The following is a 16,262-nucleotide window of genomic DNA, read 5'->3' on the forward strand; positions in this document are numbered from 1 at the left end:
ATGAAAAAGACCATTAAGGTTGTTTCTGTCTTGGACACAACCAAATCCTATGAATATGTAGATGAAAACCCGATCCGGGGCGGCGTGAAAGATGTTTATTTTTCTCCTGATAAAGATTATGTGGTGGCTTTTTACCGGAGTCCGTTGGATGAAGGGCAAAAAGAAAGAATCATGAGAATTGTTTCCACCTATCTGCAGAGTATACAAAACGGGAATGCTTCAGAGTATTTTCTGAATGAAATATTCAGGTGGCCTTACGATATTGTCGAAAAAAATAAACTCACAGGAATTGTGGTTCCTGTTTACCATAATAAATTCTATTTTGCGAAAGGATATATCGGTTCAGAAAATATTCAGGGACAGGATAAAGTAGGAAAATGGTTTACTGCGCCCATGTTCAGGAATCAGCAGTATCCGTTGAGACTTGACCAGTCGGAGCTGGGAGACTGGCTGAGTTATTTTCAGATTGCAGTCAATATCAGCAGAGGAGTGAAAAAGCTGCATCAGATGGGGCTGGCACATTCCGACTTGTCTTATAATAATATTCTGGTAGATCCGGTAACGAAATCTGCCTGTATCATTGATATAGATGGTCTTGTTGTCCCCAAACTGTTTCCTCCGGAAGTAATAGGAACTGCAGACTTTATTGCTCCTGAAGTGTTGAAAACAAAACATTTAAGCCTTCAGGATCCGGGAAGGCATCTGCCCAATCAAAAAACAGATCTGCATGCCCTTGCTGTTCTGATTTATATGTACCTTTTAAGAAGGCATCCTTTGCGTGGAGGGAAAATCTGGGATCTGGATTCCGAAAAAGACGAAATTTTATCCATGGGAGAAAAAGCGATGTTTATAGAAGATCCGGAAAACCCTTCCAATCAGGTAAAAGCAGATCATCTCCGGAAGTGGGATGCATTCTGGGGTGATCCTCAAAAAATTCCTTATACCGTAACCGGACCTTATATTTCAGAGCTTTTCAGAAAAACTTTTATAGACGGTTTGCATGACCCCATCAGACGCCCCACAGCCAATGAATGGGAAACTGCTTTACTGAAAACTGTAGATCTGATACAGCCTTGCCACAATTCCGGCTGTACCGAAAAATGGTATGTCTTTGATAATACCAGCAGTCCTAAATGTCCGTTCTGTGGAACCCCACATCAGGGAACATTACCTGTTTTAGATTTGTATTTCAAATTTGATGATGAGGTATGGAAACCGGAAAACCACAGACTGATGGTCTATCACAATCAATATTTATTCAAATGGCACGTTTCCAGGAAAGTGATACGCAATGAAAACCTGACGATGCAGGATAAAATGCCTGTAGGATATTTTACTTTCCATCAGGGAAGATGGGTATTGGTAAACCAAAGTTTATCAGGAATGAAAGATATCACAGAACAAAAAGAAATTCCACCAGGTTCTATGGTTGAACTGACTGATGGTAAAAAAATATTGCTTTCCTCAGAAGAAGGAGGAAGATTAATCTATGTAACCATGGCCAATCAATAAAATATCTTTGCGAAAAAATCAATAGGAACGGGCTTTAGCCCGTTTTAAAATTAAAAATAAATTCCAACGGCTTTAGCCAAAACTTACATGATTTTCAATTCATTGTTTTTCAGTTTCCATAAAATAAGAATACTGATCTTCACCCACAATTCTAAAACCAAGACTTGTATAAAGATGTTGTGCCTTATTGGTTTTCAAAACACTTAATGACACCGTTTTTCCTGCTAACGAAGCTTCCTCAAGAATATCAGACAAAATCTTTTTTCCAAGTCCTTTACCTTGCTGGCTGGGATCAATCTGAAGTTGCAGGACATCAATGTTTGTAAATGTTCGGTCTACTTTTAACAGTCCAATGGGTTGATTGTTTAAAAGAATAATATTGGCTTTTTCAAACTGGTACAGAACTCTTTGCAAAGTTGTTTTTCTGTCAGTAGACAGCCCTGAATTTTCATAATGAGGGTTCATGGTTTTCATTCTAAGGTTGAGAAGAAAATCAATATCGGTGTCATCAGCTTGTTTGTAACGCAGGTCAAGATTCATATTCAAAAATAAAAATTAGATTCTATTTTAATGCAATTTTCAGTCCCATTTCTTCTTTCATATGCAGCAAAACTTCTGCATTTCCCCGGGCATCATCTACTGGATTGTGGGTGTGCTCAGTCTTACGAAGATGTTTCCACTGGGCAAAAGTATCCTTTTCCAATCCGCAGTAAAGATCAGACAGTCTTCTGGAAGAAAAACCAAAAGGATTCCGTCCGAGAAAATGATGAAAATACCAGCAGATAAACATCCAGTCGAAACCATTATTATCACTGATGAAAATAGGCCTTCCTTTGGAGTGCGTTTTAATCCAGTCTTCAAAGGCAAGCATGACAGTCTCAGGATCATCAAAATTCATTGTTTCTTCCTTGCTGAAGCCGGAAACCGCTAAAGCATCAGGATTGAATTTATCAGAAATCGGCTTCAGTTTTCCATAAAAAGTGGTATCCAGTTCCTCTGTAACGAGTATAGCTCCGAAACAGACCATTGAAAAATCACCGGGAATCGGCCCATCCGATTCTATGTCAACCATGATGTAGCTCATTGGAAATAGTTTTAAGAAAACGAAGATATTGAAATAAGCTGGATAATGTAATGGTTAAGGCTGGAGCTGGGAGAAGGAGGATGGAAGTTATTTTGATTGCTAAGATATACTTTTCTCTTTTTAATAAAAGTTATCTCAAAGATTTCAGTCAAAAAACTTCAGATATTTCACGTCTGATAAAAACTTCCCTCTCCGGGCTTCCATCTTCCAGCCTTATATTAACTCAAAAAAGCCTCTTCTCCCGATCTTTATTTTAGTTTGAGGGATCAGTTCCATTTCTTCATTAGCATCTGTTATTTTATTGTTATTGACCTGAATTCCTCCATTCTCAATTAACCTTCGGACTGCCGATTTGCTGAGGTCATTTTTAAGCTGATGGCAGAGTTCTACAAGAGATACTTTGTTTTGGATACTCTTCAAACTATGTATAGAAACAGGTTCATATACTTTCTCTTCAAAATTCTTATTCTGAAACTGATTGATAAAGAATTGTTCCGCATTTTCTGCTGAAGCATGATCATGGTATTGGCTGATGATATTTTTAGCAATGAGCTTTTTAATATTCATAGGATTTTCGCCTTCCGTTATTCTCGAAACAAGAGTCTTTTTTTCTTCCACCGAGAAATCTGTAGTCAGGTTGATAAATTCCTCAATCAATGCATCGGGAATAGACATTGTCTTTCCAAACATTTCATTAGGCTCGTCTGTCAGCCCGATAATATTGTTCAGTGACTTACTCATTTTTTCCTTTCCGTCAAGACCCTTGAGGAGAGGCATACACATGACGATCTGTGCAGGCATTCCATGTACCTCCTGAAGCTGCCTTCCCATTGTACAATTGAAAAGTTGATCTGTGCCGCCCATTTCTATGTCACACTCAATTTTTACAGAATCAAAGCCCTGAAGAATTGGGTATACCAGTTCATGCATGGCAATAGGAGTATTTTCCGTAAATCTTTTATTAAAATCATTACGGTGCATCAGTTGGGCAACAGTAACTTTTGACAGCAATTGAATAACCTCTGAAAAGTCAAGCGCATCCAGCCAGTCAGAATTGAAAACAATCTTTGTCTTCTGAACATCAATTACTTTGGAAAGTTGATTGATATAAGTCTGGGCATTATGCTGTACATCTTCAGCACTTAAAGGTTTTCGGGCTTTATTTTTTCCTGTAGGATCACCAATTCTCGCCGTAAAGCTTCCGACAACGATAATGATCTGATGTCCCAGCTCCTGAAATTGTTTCAGTTTTTTCAGTACTACCGCATGTCCCAGATGCAGATCCGGTGCAGTAGGGTCAAATCCCAGCTTGATGGATAGTTTTCTGTTTTCCTTTTCGGCTTGTGTAAGTTTTTCTTCCAAACCGTTTTCAGGAAGGATAATAGCCACATTTTCTTGTAGTAAATGAATCATGTTGAATAGTTTTAAAAATGAAAAGCCCGGACAGGTACTGTCCGGGCTCTATATATACGTTAGATTATTTTATTGAATTACAGATATAGAAAGTCTCCCGAACGATAGCTCGGAACGTAGTATTCACTGAAGAATGGAAGACGTAGTATACTGTTTAAATGTTTCATGATGTTGTAAATGTACAGAATTTCTGCGGATCCAATATTTAAACCATTAAGACGTATTGCAGGGTTATAACAAGATTTGTTTTAAAAAAAACTTAACCATCCATCTATCTTAATGGCTTAAAATAATGGTTCAAAACAATTTTACTTGCGATTTTTGAAGCTAATTTCATGCCATAAATCCCTTAAAAGCAAAATACAGGATAAAGATGTAAAAACTGTATTTTATTATTTTCTTTGTCAGTTTATAAGTGTTGATTAATGAAGGATTGGCGGTTTGTTTATCAGTGTTTGTTTTCATGAATTGTTATTTAATAATTCAGGACATGTTGAGAATATAAGTTTTTAATTTGATCCTTCCAGATTTCAATATCTTCGGGAGCCGCTTTATCTGCCTTATCAAAAAATAAATGTTGGATAATTTCCAGTCCGGAGTAGATGAAAATTCCATTATCCGATGTTAAAGTGAGAGCTTTATCCATTCCGGTTCGTTCATATTCTTCATGAGATTTTCCGTGGGTATTGATAATTACTGCTTTTTTACCCGTCAGAAGTCCTTTTTGTATACCATGGTCATAGCGGTAAGCAAATCCGTAACTAAACACCCGGTCTATATAACCTTTCATCATCGCAGGAAGACCTGTCCACCAGATAGGATAAATAAAAGTAATCTGTTCTGCCCAGAAAATATAATCCTGTTCAACTTGTATATCATCAGCTACTTTTCCCATGCGCTGCCCCTGCATATCAGCCAAAGAAAGTACAGGATCAAAACCTGTCGCATAAAGATCTCTCACTACAATTTCCTGATTACTGGATTCAAGTGTTTCAATAACGGTGTTTAAAAGTTGATGATTTAAACTGTTCTCATTCGGATGGGCGTAAATTATTAAATGTCTCATTGCTTTTTTTGTTAAGATTAATGAGACAAAAGTAGCGTGATGTACTGTGCAAAAATTGTAAGAAAACGAAACGGACTATTTAGATTTTGGATTGCAGATCTCCTGCTGAAATTTTAAATACTGAGCTGGCGAAATGTTCATAAAATGTCTGAAATCATGAATAAGCTGGCTTTGATCATAATAACCACATTCATCAATGATGGTAAACCACTTCATTTTATTCTGCTTAGCGATTTCCTCTTCAATGACTTTTACAGCTTTTAAAAAACGGTTATAGCGGTTAAGTTCTTTCAGAGAATATCCAAATTGCTCTTTCTGCTTGCGCTGAATATTTCTTTCCGTCTGCTGAGTCTGTTCTGCAATTACTTTGACCGGATTTAAAAGATCATTTTCAAAACTGCTCAAAAGCTTACTGGTAGTATCCTGATGCTGAAGATAAGGTTTGCAGAATTCAAGGATGTGATCTACTTGTTCTTGGGTTGAAGCTAATTTTTTCAACTGTTGCCACAGATCTGTAAAACAATTTTCTTCCAGTAATTCGTCAGGATGTCTTACCGACTGTTCAATGGGTACTTTTCCAAAAAATCTGAAGAAAGCATCATCTTTAAAATTGGCTACCAGAATAGAACAGCCTGCAGGGAGCGTATATTCAAAAGATTGCCTCACCGGACCAAATACCATACATTTATCAACACCAATGATCGTCTTTTCCCGGGTAGACATTGTAGCACTTTCTCCAAAACAGAATAACAGAATTGTCTGATACGTGGGCAAAAGAGTTTTGGTAACAGATAGATCAGAAGTATTTTCAGCAAAATAAAAATGAGTAAATACATTTTCAAATTCCAGAGGAACTGAAATTCTAAACTCATTGTATTGCAGTGGTAATTCCATAATTCAGAAATTAACAAATGTTTTTTGTCATTTTATAATTGGTAAGGGCAATTTCCTTTACATGAACAGTCTGCTCTTCAATCAAATGAAAACCCATCTTTTCAAAAAATGGTCTGGCGGTTTTGCTCACATCTGCTGTAATTTGTTTCGTATCATGCTTCAGAGCTTCCTTTTCAATTTCATGGTAAAGCACCACTGCTATCCCTTTTTTCTGATGATCTTTGTGTACAAAAAGAAGGTCAATATAGTTTCCTTTATCAAGAGTACAGAATCCTATGATCTGATTTCCATTTTCAGCAACTAAAACATACTGTCTGCTGATCACATTTATCCATCTTTCCTCATTTTCTGCACCGGATTTCCATGCTTCAAGTTGGTGGGGATTGTAGTCTTTTTTGCATACCTCATCTATTGTGGATGTGAAAAGCTCCTGCATTTCCGGAAGATCTTTCCTGAGCCCTTTTCTGATGGTGATACTGTGACTATTGGATGTATTGCTGCTCATAAAGTTTTTGCTGTTCTTTATTAAGAAGTGGATAGAAAAGATTCATCTGCAGAAGCGTATAATGCTGTATTGCTTCTTTGGGATTGAGTTTTAAGATAAGCCTGTTGTGAGTAAGCCAGTTGTCTGCAATAATGAATATCTGTTCAGTAAGACAATCCACAATAAAATGAGGAACATCTTTCTGAAAAATATTACTCTTTTGAAGATCTGAAAAGATGAGCTGGAATTCCTCTTTTCTGCTGAAATTGATCCCTTCATATCTGGATTCTATTTCAGGAATCTGGTTGAGTATATCTATAAAATTAATAAATATAAAACGGTAAAAATAAAAGATTTCACAGGTAGAATAAGTAAACTGATAAAGATCTTCCAGGCTTTTATTCTCCAGCTTTTTCATTTGGTTCAGTAGTTCATCCATTTTCAGGGTAAGCTCTGAGAAAAGAATTTTTATAATGTCTTCCGAGTGCCTGAAATGATAATGCAGATTGCCCGCACTGATGTTAAGTTCAGCTGCAATATGCCTTGTGGTGATATTGTTATACCCCTTGTCATTAAATAATTCCAGCGCTTTAGACAGAATTTTATCCTTGGTCTTCATAGCTCAAAGATAAGAATATAAGAGTGGATATAAATCATATTTTTAAAATTAGAACAATTGTTCTAATTTGATATATTTGCAGTAATAAATTATAAGGCAATGGAAGGCAAACCAAAATTTGATTACGAATCAGCAGATAAAAATGAAAATGAAAGTAAAAGAGACCCTCAGGAAGTTATATCCAAAATACTGCAGGTGATTCTTGGGATAATAATGGCAGTGCTCCACATGTGATGAAAAGAAGAATTTCATATTGGTTTCTGCTGGGACTGGCAGCTTGGGGGACTATTGCTGTACTGAGACGAAACGGAATTTATATTCCCGTTATCAATGATTATTTTACAGACGGTATTACTGTTCCTATGTATTGTTATCTCATAGAATATATAATGAATTCAATCCTGGGGTATCAATGGAAATCGGATCTGAAATTTATATTGACTTCAGTACTCTATCTGTCTTTTTTGTTTGAAGTGCTTTGCCCGAAACTATCTGTCCGGTTTACCGGAGATGTTTTTGATGTGCTTGCTTATTTTACCGGAGGACTGGTATACTACTTTTTTTCAGTAAAGAGTTTGGCTATAAATAAAAAAGCCAACAGATCTACATCGTAAAGGAGACTGCTGGCTGTGGTATAGTTTTTATCCTGGTTCAATTATTATTATAATCTCAGTTGTACTTTTTTATCAGCAGTGTTCTTTCGATTATGTATACAAGACAATCATTGAATCCGGAATGTTACATGAGAAGGCGAATATTTTTTTAACTGATAAATTTTGAAGCTTTCTTTTGGTAGCTTTGCAAAAGACTTAAAATATTCACTTCGATGCACGACAAGCTTTTACAATATATCCGGTCAGCTCATGATTTTACCTGTGAAGAAACAGAAGCTGTCAAACAATATTTTGAGCCGGTTATGTTTTCAAAAAATACTGTGATAGAAGAAGCAGGAAAGGTTCCTTATTATCTTTACTATATTATTTCAGGCTATCTCAGGCTTTTTTACAATGACCAGAATGGTAATGAAATTACTACTCATATCAATTGTCCACCCGGATTTTTCACTTCTTATTCAGATTTTATCAATGGTACAGTTTCTGAAAATAATGTGGAATGCATCACAGATGCTGAACTTTTGAGAATTTCAAAAGAAAACCTGGATTATCTGACTGCTAAGAGTCAGGCAATGAAAGATTTCAGTATTTCGGTTTTTCAACAATCAATTGCTTATAATGAGAACCGTTCCAGAGAATTATCTGTTTTGAATGCCGAACAGCGTTACCTGAAACTCATGCAAGACTATCCGGAAATTATTCAGAATGTTCCCATCCAGTACATTGCTTCGTTTTTAGGGATGAAACCCGAAAGTCTGAGCAGAATCCGGAGAAAAATAATTAACTAACAAAAGTCAAGTGGTTCCGGTTCTGGGAAGATGAACTTTGCAGCATTAAAATCAATGCAATGACAAAGAATCATTTAAGTCTTGTTTCCGGAGCAAATGGACATCTGGGAAATAATTTAGTCAGATTTTTACTGAAACAGGGATTGCCGGTGCGCGCGGCAGTAAGAAATATACATAATAGAAAACCTTTTGAAGGACTGAATTGTGAGCTGGTGCAGGCTGATATTACGGATAAGGCTTCTTTTGTAAAAGCCCTTCAGGGTGTTGAAACTTTTTATGCAGTAGGTGCTGCTTTTAAATTATGGGCAAAAGATCCCAAAAGAGAAATCTATGATGTGAATATCGCGGGAACCAGAAACACCATCGAAGCAGCAGCAGAAGCTGGTGTGAAGAAAATAATCTATGTAAGTTCTGTTGCTGCACTGGATTATACTACATTACCTGCGAAAGAAAGTAACGGCTATAATCCGGACCGGAGAGATATGTATTATAATTCTAAGAATGATGGTGAAAAACTGGCTTTTGATCTGGCCGAAAAATTGGGAATAGAGCTGGTTTCTGTGATGCCTTCTGCGATGATAGGCAGTGAAGCGTTTTCTCCGTTGAATGTTTCCTTCGGAGTATTGAAACTTATCCTGAACAAGAAAATTCCGGTAGATACCAAAATTACTTTGAACTGGATAGATGTGAAAGATGTGGCCGAAGGATGTTATCTCGCAGCTGAAAAAGGCCGTTCTGGGGAACGTTATATTTTGGCCAATGAAAAATGTTTGACGATTACAGATACCACCATTTTAGCCAGCCAACTTTATCCTGAATTGAAACTGGAGATTCCCCGTTCAGTGCCTAAAGGAATCCTATTCAGTATTGCTGCCATTATGGAATTTACCGCAAAGCTCAGTGGCAAAGCTCCTGTACTCACAAGAAAAGATATTGCCATGTTTTCCGGATTACAGCAGGATTTTGATATTTCCAAATCAAGAAATGAACTTGGTTTTAATCCCAAAAGTCCTGAACAGGCAGTGAAGGAAGCATTAGATTATCTGATGAAAAACCCTGGAATTTTAAAAGAGGCATAAAAATGTCTCTTTATTTATTCCTGTTCAAGTTTGATAATAGGTCCTTTGTAAAACTTAGTCAGATCATACAGATCAGCAAAATGATGTTGAAGCTCAGGAATGATTTTTCCGTCAAATTCTTTTGAAGCGCATTGGTTTTCTGCCAAAACGTATAAAGATTGATTGTCCGGCTTCAGATACTCACAAAGTATATTATCGTGATGCTGGTCTCTGTTGATAATTTCTGTGAGAAATATTCCATAGATCAGGAATTGATTGAAGTTTTTGGAGTCTACAATATAATTCATGTCCTGTTTCAGGAGCTTTTCATAGTCTGAAAGAATCTGAAGAAAGTTTTCGGCATGAACGGTTGTCGGTATTTCATAAAAAAGATCAATACCATTGATGAAAAGCTGTGTTTTTGCTTCCTCATGATCTGAAGAATACACTTTACTAAACCATTGAAAAATAAGGAGGAGTTCCTCCTGAGTAAGTTCTTCAACAGAATCCTTTACCTTGTTTTTGATGTTTTCAAGCGTGTCTTTTGCATCAGATGGCAGGAATTGTAGAATATTTTCCTCTTCACGGTCGAGCTTATTGTACAAATTAATTTTGGCAATAGTAGGGTTGGTTTTGATGAAATAAAGTTCTTCCGCCATAGGTATTTACCAAATAATCTTTAAAAATGGTTATTGAAAGATACAAAATATGCTTCAATCTTATTTAAAAAAATAATATGTAGCGAATGGTATAACTATTTTACCGTTTCATGTAATGCAATTCTGTTTCCTTCCGAATCTTCAAATTCTGCTACGGCAAAACCATACTTTTCATCTGTTTTCTTAGGATAAAGAACAGTTCCTCCATGTTCTACAGCATTTTCCAGGGTATGGTCAATATTCTCTGTTTTAAAATAAATAATAACACCGTTTTTGGAAGGTTTGTAGACATCACCTTTGGCCAGAGCTCCTGTAATCCCACTGTTTTTTTCTTCAAAAGGAAACAGAGCCATCTCATAACGATCTATGATTTCTTTCTCAAAACTAAAGTTGAAAACAGCAGAATAGAACTTTTCTGCACGCTCCAGATCATGCACAGGGATTTCAAAATATACTACAGGGTTGGTCGATTTCATATTTTTTCCAAGGTTAGGTTTCTGCGATTGACTGCAAGATACAGCTATTAGTAGTAAAAACAGGAAAAGGGAAAACATGGATTTCATGACAGGGATTATTTCTTTGATCTAAAATAGAATTTTTATCTGTATTTTAAAAATAGATAGACTTATCTATTTTTTGTTTAGATTTGTAAAAATTTTCACGATGAAAAAAGAAAAAGTACGCGAGAGGATTATCAGGGTTGCTTCAGATTTATTTTATAAACAGGGATACAATTCTACAGGAATCAACCAGATTATAGCAGAAGCTGATATAGCCATCGGTTCACTGTACAACCACTTTTCATCTAAAAACGATCTTCTTCAGGCATATCTCATCAAAGAAGAGCTTGGTTGGTTTGAGGGATATGAAAACAGTACATCCAAGATTGCAGAACCCAGAGAAAAACTTCTGGCACTTATTGACTACAGGAAGAAATTACAGCAGACCTCCAAGTTTGCAGGATGTCATTTTATAAAAATAGTTTCTGAAATAGGGGAAGGAAATCCTTCTGTCTCCGGTTTTGCCAAACAGCATAAAGAAAAACAGAAAGATCTGATTAAAACACTCGTAACAGAATATGGGGTACAAGGACAAGTTTCTGATGTTGATTTAATAACCGGGAATATTTTCCTTTTAATAGAAGGAGCGGTTATAACATCAACAATCAGCAAACAGAATGATTCTTTTGATCAGGTTAAAAAAATTGTTCAGGGTTTATTACCCTAATTTTTTTTAAATATTAAAAAATAGATATATCTATATAAAAATGAAACATAAGTATTTGAAATTATTGGTTATACTCTTTGGACAGTTGTTGACAATTATTGATATTTTTATCATTAATGTGTCTATACCTTCCATACAGCGTGATCTTCATGCTTCCAACGGAGAAATGCAGTTTATGATCGCGGCTTACCTTATCGGATTTGCTTCTTTTCTGATTACCGGAGGGCGATTGGGTGATTTATACGGAAGAAAAAAGACCTATATCATCGGATTAATATCTTTTATGGTAAGTTCTATGGCTTGCGGAATTTCTGCAGGAGCTGAGCAACTTGTTATTTCGAGATCTGTACAAGGGATAAGCGCTGCAATGATGGCTCCGCAGGTGCTTTCCATGATTCAGATTTTATTTACTGCTCATCATGAACGTACAAAAGCAATGGGTTGGTATGGGATCACTATTGGAATAGGGACTATTTTAGGTCAGTTTCTCGGCGGATATTTTTCATCACTTACGATGATGGAAGAACCCTGGAGACTTATTTTTCTAATGAATATTCCTATATGCCTGCCCGCAATTTTTCTTAGTCTGAAATTATTGAATGAATCTAAAACTTCGATAAGGCAGTCTTTTGATATGGGTGGCGTTGTAATGCTTTCTGCAGGATTGTTCTCTGCTACTTATGCCCTTACGATGTCTGAACATGAAGGTTTTCATTTCAAAAATATCACACTGATGGTCATTTCAGCCGGAATTATTTTCGGTTTTATCAAAAATCAGAAGAGAAGAATAGAAAATAAAAGATCTTATCTGATTGATTTTGAATTGTTCCGTTATAAGAATTTCAATCTGGGAATTCTGGCCGTTTCCTTCTTCTTCATTATGCTGGATTCCTATTTTTATATTTTGTCGATTTTTTTTCAGGATGGATTAAAGATCAGTCCGTTAGCAGCCGGAGAAATTATAGTCTTTCAGGGACTGGGATTCATACTGGCGTCCGCGGTTTCTGTAAAACTGATTTTGAGATATGGAAAAAAAGCTCTGATTGTAGGGCTCAGCTTTATTATTGTTATTCTTATTCTTCAGCTGTTTTTATTCAGAATACAGATCGGTTTGCCCATGTTCTGCCTGCTGTTGTTTTTGCATGGGTTGGGAATAGGTTCAATCATTCCTTCACTGGCCAATATTGCCCTGTCGGGAATGTCTGAAAAGCTTATTGGAAATGCATCCGGGGTTTATAATACTTTTCAGCAGGTGGCTGCCATCATTGGAATTGTCGCTGTAGGAAGTGTTTTTTACTATTTTCTGGGAGCAAAACCTGCAGTAAAGCATTATCACAATGCGTTTTCAGTGACAGTATTAATCAATATTCTCTGTCTGATTTTTGTAATAGCTTCAGTTTTTAAAGTTCCTAACCATGTTCTCCCTGAAATGAGGTGTAGAAAATAATCAGGATTATTTGTATGTTTTTTTAGATGAGGTCTTGACTTCACTTAACGTCGCTTTCGCAATATTTCTGGTGACTTCAGTAGGAGAGTGGCAATCACAGTTGCTGAATCCTATCACATAGATATCTTCACTGGGAATATAAACGCCCATGCTTTTAAATCCAAATACACTTCCCCCATGTTCCCGGTCTGGAGTTCCATTAATATCTTTCAAATGCCATCCGTATCCGTAGGTAAATTCTTCACCATTATTCAGCTTATATTTCTGAAATGCTTTTTGGGTTTCTGTTGAATTCAAAAGAGTATTCTGAAGCAAAGCCTGCTGCCACTTCAACATATCATCTACAGTAGACATCAATGAACCGGAAGAAAAAGGAACACTGAAACTGATGACTGTTTTATTGACAAATCCCTGTTCTTTTTTGTGATAGCCATAAGCTCTTTGAAGGATCACTTTTCTGTCTGAAGCGTAATAAGAATGGGACATTCCTGCTGTATCAAAAATATTTTTCTTGATAAAATCTTCATAAGAAGTTCCGGAAACCAGTTCAATGATATACCCTAAAATCACATATCCGGAATTGTTGTAATCAAACTTTTCTCCCGGAGCAAAATCTACAGGTTCATTCTTGAAAAAATTGACCATCTCTTCAGGCTTCATCTCTTTTTGTGCAATAGAAGAAATGGATTTCATTTTGGTAAAATCTTTAATTCCCGAGGTGTGGGTCAGAAGATGATGAATAGTAATTTTGTTTCCGTTAGGATAATCTTTAATGTATTTGGAAATGGGATCGCTGACAGTAATTTTGCCTTGTTGTTCCAGCATCAGAATAGCTACAGCGGTAAACTGTTTGGTCATAGATCCGATCTGGAAAACATTCTCCGGGGTCATATTGACATTGAGTTCAAGATTGGCTTTTCCAAATGCTTTCCGGTAGAGATTCTTTCCATTCCGGGTAATCAGGAAAACACCGCCAGGCTCATTTTCATTCCCGAATTCTGTCTGGATAATACTATCAATTTTCTTTTCATATCCTTTAGTATGAATTTGAGCCTCAATTGTATTGCTGAAAAGCAAAAGCAATATCAAAAAGGGAGTTAGTTTTTTAATAATCATATTTTTATACTTTGTTATGCAAAGATATGATTAATTATTATTACTATGTTATGCAATATAGTGATTTATGTTTTTTCCTAAAAAATAGAATGAGTTTTTATAAGAAACTATTTTTCAACTGAGATTAACAACATCATTGGTCTGCGGAGTTCTTCTTTCATCTCAGGGATTTCTTTCAACATTTCCTGACCTGGTTCTGGTTCAATAATTTCTTTGATTTTGAAACCGTGTTTTAATAAAATATTTAAATAAGAAGTTAAAGTACGGTGGTATTTGATTACATTTTCTCCTAAAAAAGTCGTGTTTCTTTTTCCTTCCATAAAATAACGGTCTACAGGCCAACAGGTTTTTTCGCCATTTTTATCATATACCCAGTCCTGGCCGCCTTCAGCAGTGAAAACAGGATGTTCCACTGAAAAGACAAAAGATCCTCCGGGGCTCAGCCAATTGTAAATATTCTGAGCAATACTATCGAATGATTCTACATAATGTAATGTAAGCGAACTCAATATGATATCAAATTTTTCAGCAGGATATTCCACATCTTCCAAAGCTTTCCTTTCATATTGAATTCCTTCCAGATTATTGATTTCCTGAGCTTTTGCAAGCATTTTTTCCGAAAGATCAATTCCGATCACGGATTCTGCACCATTTTCAATAGCATAACGGCAGTGCCACCCAAAACCACAGCCGAGGTCAAGAATATCTTTTCCATGAAAATCAGGCAGCATATTTTTCAAGGTGTGCCATTCTCCGGCTCCTTCCAATCCTATCTGTGAGCGGAGCATTTTTTCGTACTGGTCAAAAAATGACGGATTGTCGTATTTATTTTCTTTCATAGCTTCAAAAATTGTGGTTCTTTAATTAAAGTCATTTTGACTTTTCTTACCTGACTTATGATTTATCCATGTCAAGGTTTTAAACCTTGACATGAATAAACATACTTAGATAGTTGAGACTTTGAAAATTTTCAGCTCATTAAAGAAGTATCATTCCTGCAAATTCTTTAATGAAGATGGACTTACGTAAATTTACGACAATAATATCAGAACTCAAATGCTGTTATGTATTATCAAATATTGCTTTGTGTTGGGAATTGAGATATTACTTTTGATTTTTTCGCATTGCTTTAATCAGTTTGTCATTACGTTTATCTGCTCTCTCATTGTTTAAAGAAAGTACAGCCCATATGGCGGCAGGAAGCCATCCTATCAGAGTAATCTGTAAAATCAGGCAGATAATTCCGGTGAGAACTTTGCCACGGACGATAAAGGATAAGAAGGGAAGTAATATGGCTAGTAACATGATTTTAAATTTTTAATTGAACAGAATTTAACGGGATTGAGGATCAAAATAAGCTTTAAAAGTAAGCGGATCTTCAGTTTTGTCTTCCGCTTCTTCAAGATATTCTAAATATTCTTCCTGATGCTTTTCCATATAAACAAGCACAATAGCGAGGTTTACAAACAGGTTTTTATCTTTGGAACCTAAATTTAAAGCCATCTTTAAATACTCCAGAGCCTTTTCGTTTTCTCCCATATCGGAATAAACAGCGCCAATATTAATTAAAGCTGAGGTATTTTCAGGCTCAATGAGTAAAATTTCATCTAGTTCTTTAATTAGCAGATCATTCAAAGTATCCCAATGATCTTCATTTTCCCATCTTCTAGCCTGAAGTTTTTTTACGTTTTCTAATCTTTGAGGTATCGTACTCATTATTTAAAATTACAGAATGGATGTTTGCTTTGTATACTGTACAAATTTAGCTTTCTTAAAATTGATTTGCTGTTTTTTTAAGGTTAAAAGAATTTTATTCTTTAAGACCATCCAGTATGGCCGCTTTCAGGATTTCAATGTTAATATCTTTCAACGCTTTGAATTTAATGCAATATCCGGTTACGTTGGCTTTCCCTATTTTATCTCCATAGGTTGTGCTCAGATAGGTCTTATCAGCGATGTTGAGAACATAAATTGAGATTCCAGAGGTATTGGCACTCATTCCGATCTGATAAAAATCTCTGGTTTTTCCGTCGGTATACTGTATGGTATAGAATCCATATCCGATATTGGGATTGGAAACAGTCTTATTTTCACTGTTTTTTCCATCCAGAAACCATAACTGGCATTCTGGCATAAGGTCCAGAATGATGTGATGGAGTTCATGCATATCATTGCGTTTCTTCTCAGACTGACTGTCGATATAGTCTTTGATTTGTTCTTGGATGGTCATGTGAAATTTGAGATTATTGAGCGACTAATTTACAAAATTTCATAAAGCACA

General features: G+C 36.0%; 22 protein-coding genes. 7 read left to right on the top strand and 15 right to left on the bottom strand.

Features of this window, described 5'->3' with window-relative positions:
• Positions 1-1,512, top strand: coding sequence for a helix-hairpin-helix domain-containing protein (locus tag ACLMCG_RS15540; protein ID WP_413959993.1), 1,512 nt, complete (start codon positions 1-3; stop codon positions 1,510-1,512).
• Positions 1,513-1,611: 99 nt separating this feature from the next.
• Here the strand turns inward: ACLMCG_RS15540 and ACLMCG_RS15545 are convergent, their stop codons facing one another.
• From ACLMCG_RS15545 to ACLMCG_RS15580, 8 genes are all read right to left on the bottom strand, one after another.
• Positions 1,612-2,052: a GNAT family N-acetyltransferase gene (locus ACLMCG_RS15545; RefSeq protein ID WP_413959992.1), complete on the bottom strand. Its 441-nt coding sequence runs from the start codon at positions 2,050-2,052 to the stop codon at positions 1,612-1,614.
• Positions 2,053-2,074: 22 nt separating this feature from the next.
• On the bottom strand, positions 2,075-2,596 hold the full coding sequence (locus tag ACLMCG_RS15550; protein ID WP_413959991.1) for an exonuclease: 522 nt from the start codon (positions 2,594-2,596) through the stop codon (positions 2,075-2,077).
• A 213-nt stretch (positions 2,597-2,809) separates the two neighbouring features.
• Positions 2,810-4,009 carry a tyrosine--tRNA ligase gene (gene tyrS, locus ACLMCG_RS15555; RefSeq protein WP_413959990.1) on the bottom strand — a complete coding sequence of 400 codons (1,200 nt, stop codon included), beginning with the start codon at positions 4,007-4,009 and terminating at the stop codon, positions 2,810-2,812.
• Positions 4,010-4,342: 333 nt separating this feature from the next.
• Positions 4,343-4,474, bottom strand: a complete 132-nt coding sequence (locus ACLMCG_RS15560; protein ID WP_414136885.1) for a hypothetical protein — start codon at positions 4,472-4,474, stop codon at positions 4,343-4,345.
• A 10-nt stretch (positions 4,475-4,484) separates the two neighbouring features.
• Positions 4,485-5,075: an NAD(P)H-dependent oxidoreductase gene (locus tag ACLMCG_RS15565; protein ID WP_413959989.1), complete on the bottom strand. Its 591-nt coding sequence runs from the start codon at positions 5,073-5,075 to the stop codon at positions 4,485-4,487.
• Positions 5,076-5,150: 75 nt separating this feature from the next.
• The gene (locus ACLMCG_RS15570; RefSeq protein WP_413959988.1) at positions 5,151-5,969 is read right to left on the bottom strand and encodes a helix-turn-helix domain-containing protein; all 819 of its coding nucleotides are present in this window, start codon (positions 5,967-5,969) and stop codon (positions 5,151-5,153) included.
• Between the two features lie 10 nt (positions 5,970-5,979).
• Entirely contained in the window at positions 5,980-6,474 is a 495-nt protein-coding gene (locus ACLMCG_RS15575) for a GNAT family N-acetyltransferase (protein ID WP_413959987.1), read from the bottom strand.
• Positions 6,452-7,072 carry a TetR/AcrR family transcriptional regulator gene (locus ACLMCG_RS15580; RefSeq protein WP_413959986.1) on the bottom strand — a complete coding sequence of 207 codons (621 nt, stop codon included), beginning with the start codon at positions 7,070-7,072 and terminating at the stop codon, positions 6,452-6,454. Before ACLMCG_RS15580 ends, ACLMCG_RS15575 begins: the two co-directional genes overlap by 23 nt.
• 99 nt (positions 7,073-7,171) lie before the next feature.
• Here ACLMCG_RS15580 and ACLMCG_RS15585 point away from each other — a divergent pair, with 99 nt between their 5' ends.
• The 4 genes from ACLMCG_RS15585 to ACLMCG_RS15600 all read left to right on the top strand — a co-directional run bounded on the left by ACLMCG_RS15585 (position 7,172) and on the right by ACLMCG_RS15600 (position 9,553).
• Positions 7,172-7,306 (top strand): hypothetical protein, encoded by a 135-nt coding sequence (locus ACLMCG_RS15585; protein WP_262904067.1) that lies wholly within the window; start codon positions 7,172-7,174, stop codon positions 7,304-7,306.
• On the top strand, positions 7,306-7,686 hold the full coding sequence (locus ACLMCG_RS15590) for a hypothetical protein (RefSeq protein ID WP_413959985.1): 381 nt from the start codon (positions 7,306-7,308) through the stop codon (positions 7,684-7,686). Before ACLMCG_RS15585 ends, ACLMCG_RS15590 begins: the two co-directional genes overlap by 1 nt.
• A gap of 212 nt (positions 7,687-7,898) precedes the next feature.
• Entirely contained in the window at positions 7,899-8,474 is a 576-nt protein-coding gene (locus ACLMCG_RS15595) for a Crp/Fnr family transcriptional regulator (RefSeq protein ID WP_413959984.1), read from the top strand.
• Between the two features lie 59 nt (positions 8,475-8,533).
• The gene (locus tag ACLMCG_RS15600; RefSeq protein WP_413959983.1) at positions 8,534-9,553 is read left to right on the top strand and encodes an NAD-dependent epimerase/dehydratase family protein; all 1,020 of its coding nucleotides are present in this window, start codon (positions 8,534-8,536) and stop codon (positions 9,551-9,553) included.
• Positions 9,554-9,567: 14 nt separating this feature from the next.
• Here the strand turns inward: ACLMCG_RS15600 and ACLMCG_RS15605 are convergent, their stop codons facing one another.
• Both ACLMCG_RS15605 and ACLMCG_RS15610 read right to left on the bottom strand, forming a co-directional pair.
• Positions 9,568-10,191: a hypothetical protein gene (locus tag ACLMCG_RS15605; protein ID WP_223600002.1), complete on the bottom strand. Its 624-nt coding sequence runs from the start codon at positions 10,189-10,191 to the stop codon at positions 9,568-9,570.
• Positions 10,192-10,286: 95 nt separating this feature from the next.
• The gene (locus tag ACLMCG_RS15610; protein WP_413959982.1) at positions 10,287-10,667 is read right to left on the bottom strand and encodes a VOC family protein; all 381 of its coding nucleotides are present in this window, start codon (positions 10,665-10,667) and stop codon (positions 10,287-10,289) included.
• 187 nt (positions 10,668-10,854) lie between these two features.
• Between ACLMCG_RS15610 and ACLMCG_RS15615 the strand changes: the two genes are divergently transcribed.
• Positions 10,855-11,418, top strand: coding sequence for a TetR/AcrR family transcriptional regulator (locus ACLMCG_RS15615; protein ID WP_413959981.1), 564 nt, complete (start codon positions 10,855-10,857; stop codon positions 11,416-11,418).
• Positions 11,419-11,458: 40 nt separating this feature from the next.
• The gene (locus ACLMCG_RS15620; RefSeq protein ID WP_413959980.1) at positions 11,459-12,865 is read left to right on the top strand and encodes an MFS transporter; all 1,407 of its coding nucleotides are present in this window, start codon (positions 11,459-11,461) and stop codon (positions 12,863-12,865) included.
• Between the two features lie 6 nt (positions 12,866-12,871).
• Here ACLMCG_RS15620 and ACLMCG_RS15625 read toward each other — a convergent pair whose 3' ends face one another.
• From ACLMCG_RS15625 to ACLMCG_RS15645, 5 genes are all read right to left on the bottom strand, one after another.
• Complete coding sequence (locus ACLMCG_RS15625; protein WP_413959979.1) at positions 12,872-13,981, bottom strand: serine hydrolase domain-containing protein; 1,110 nt, start codon at positions 13,979-13,981, stop codon at positions 12,872-12,874.
• A 107-nt stretch (positions 13,982-14,088) separates the two neighbouring features.
• Positions 14,089-14,820, bottom strand: a complete 732-nt coding sequence (locus tag ACLMCG_RS15630) for a methyltransferase domain-containing protein (protein WP_413959978.1) — start codon at positions 14,818-14,820, stop codon at positions 14,089-14,091.
• Between the two features lie 265 nt (positions 14,821-15,085).
• Positions 15,086-15,286 carry a YqaE/Pmp3 family membrane protein gene (locus ACLMCG_RS15635; protein WP_047386728.1) on the bottom strand — a complete coding sequence of 67 codons (201 nt, stop codon included), beginning with the start codon at positions 15,284-15,286 and terminating at the stop codon, positions 15,086-15,088.
• Between the two features lie 27 nt (positions 15,287-15,313).
• On the bottom strand, positions 15,314-15,697 hold the full coding sequence (locus ACLMCG_RS15640) for a tetratricopeptide repeat protein (RefSeq protein ID WP_413959977.1): 384 nt from the start codon (positions 15,695-15,697) through the stop codon (positions 15,314-15,316).
• A gap of 94 nt (positions 15,698-15,791) precedes the next feature.
• The gene (locus tag ACLMCG_RS15645; protein ID WP_413959976.1) at positions 15,792-16,211 is read right to left on the bottom strand and encodes a DUF1801 domain-containing protein; all 420 of its coding nucleotides are present in this window, start codon (positions 16,209-16,211) and stop codon (positions 15,792-15,794) included.
• Between the last annotated feature and the right edge of the window lie 51 nt (positions 16,212-16,262).

This window comes from Chryseobacterium sp. S90, from assembly GCF_047444895.1.
Lineage (GTDB): Bacteria > Bacteroidota > Bacteroidia > Flavobacteriales > Weeksellaceae > Chryseobacterium.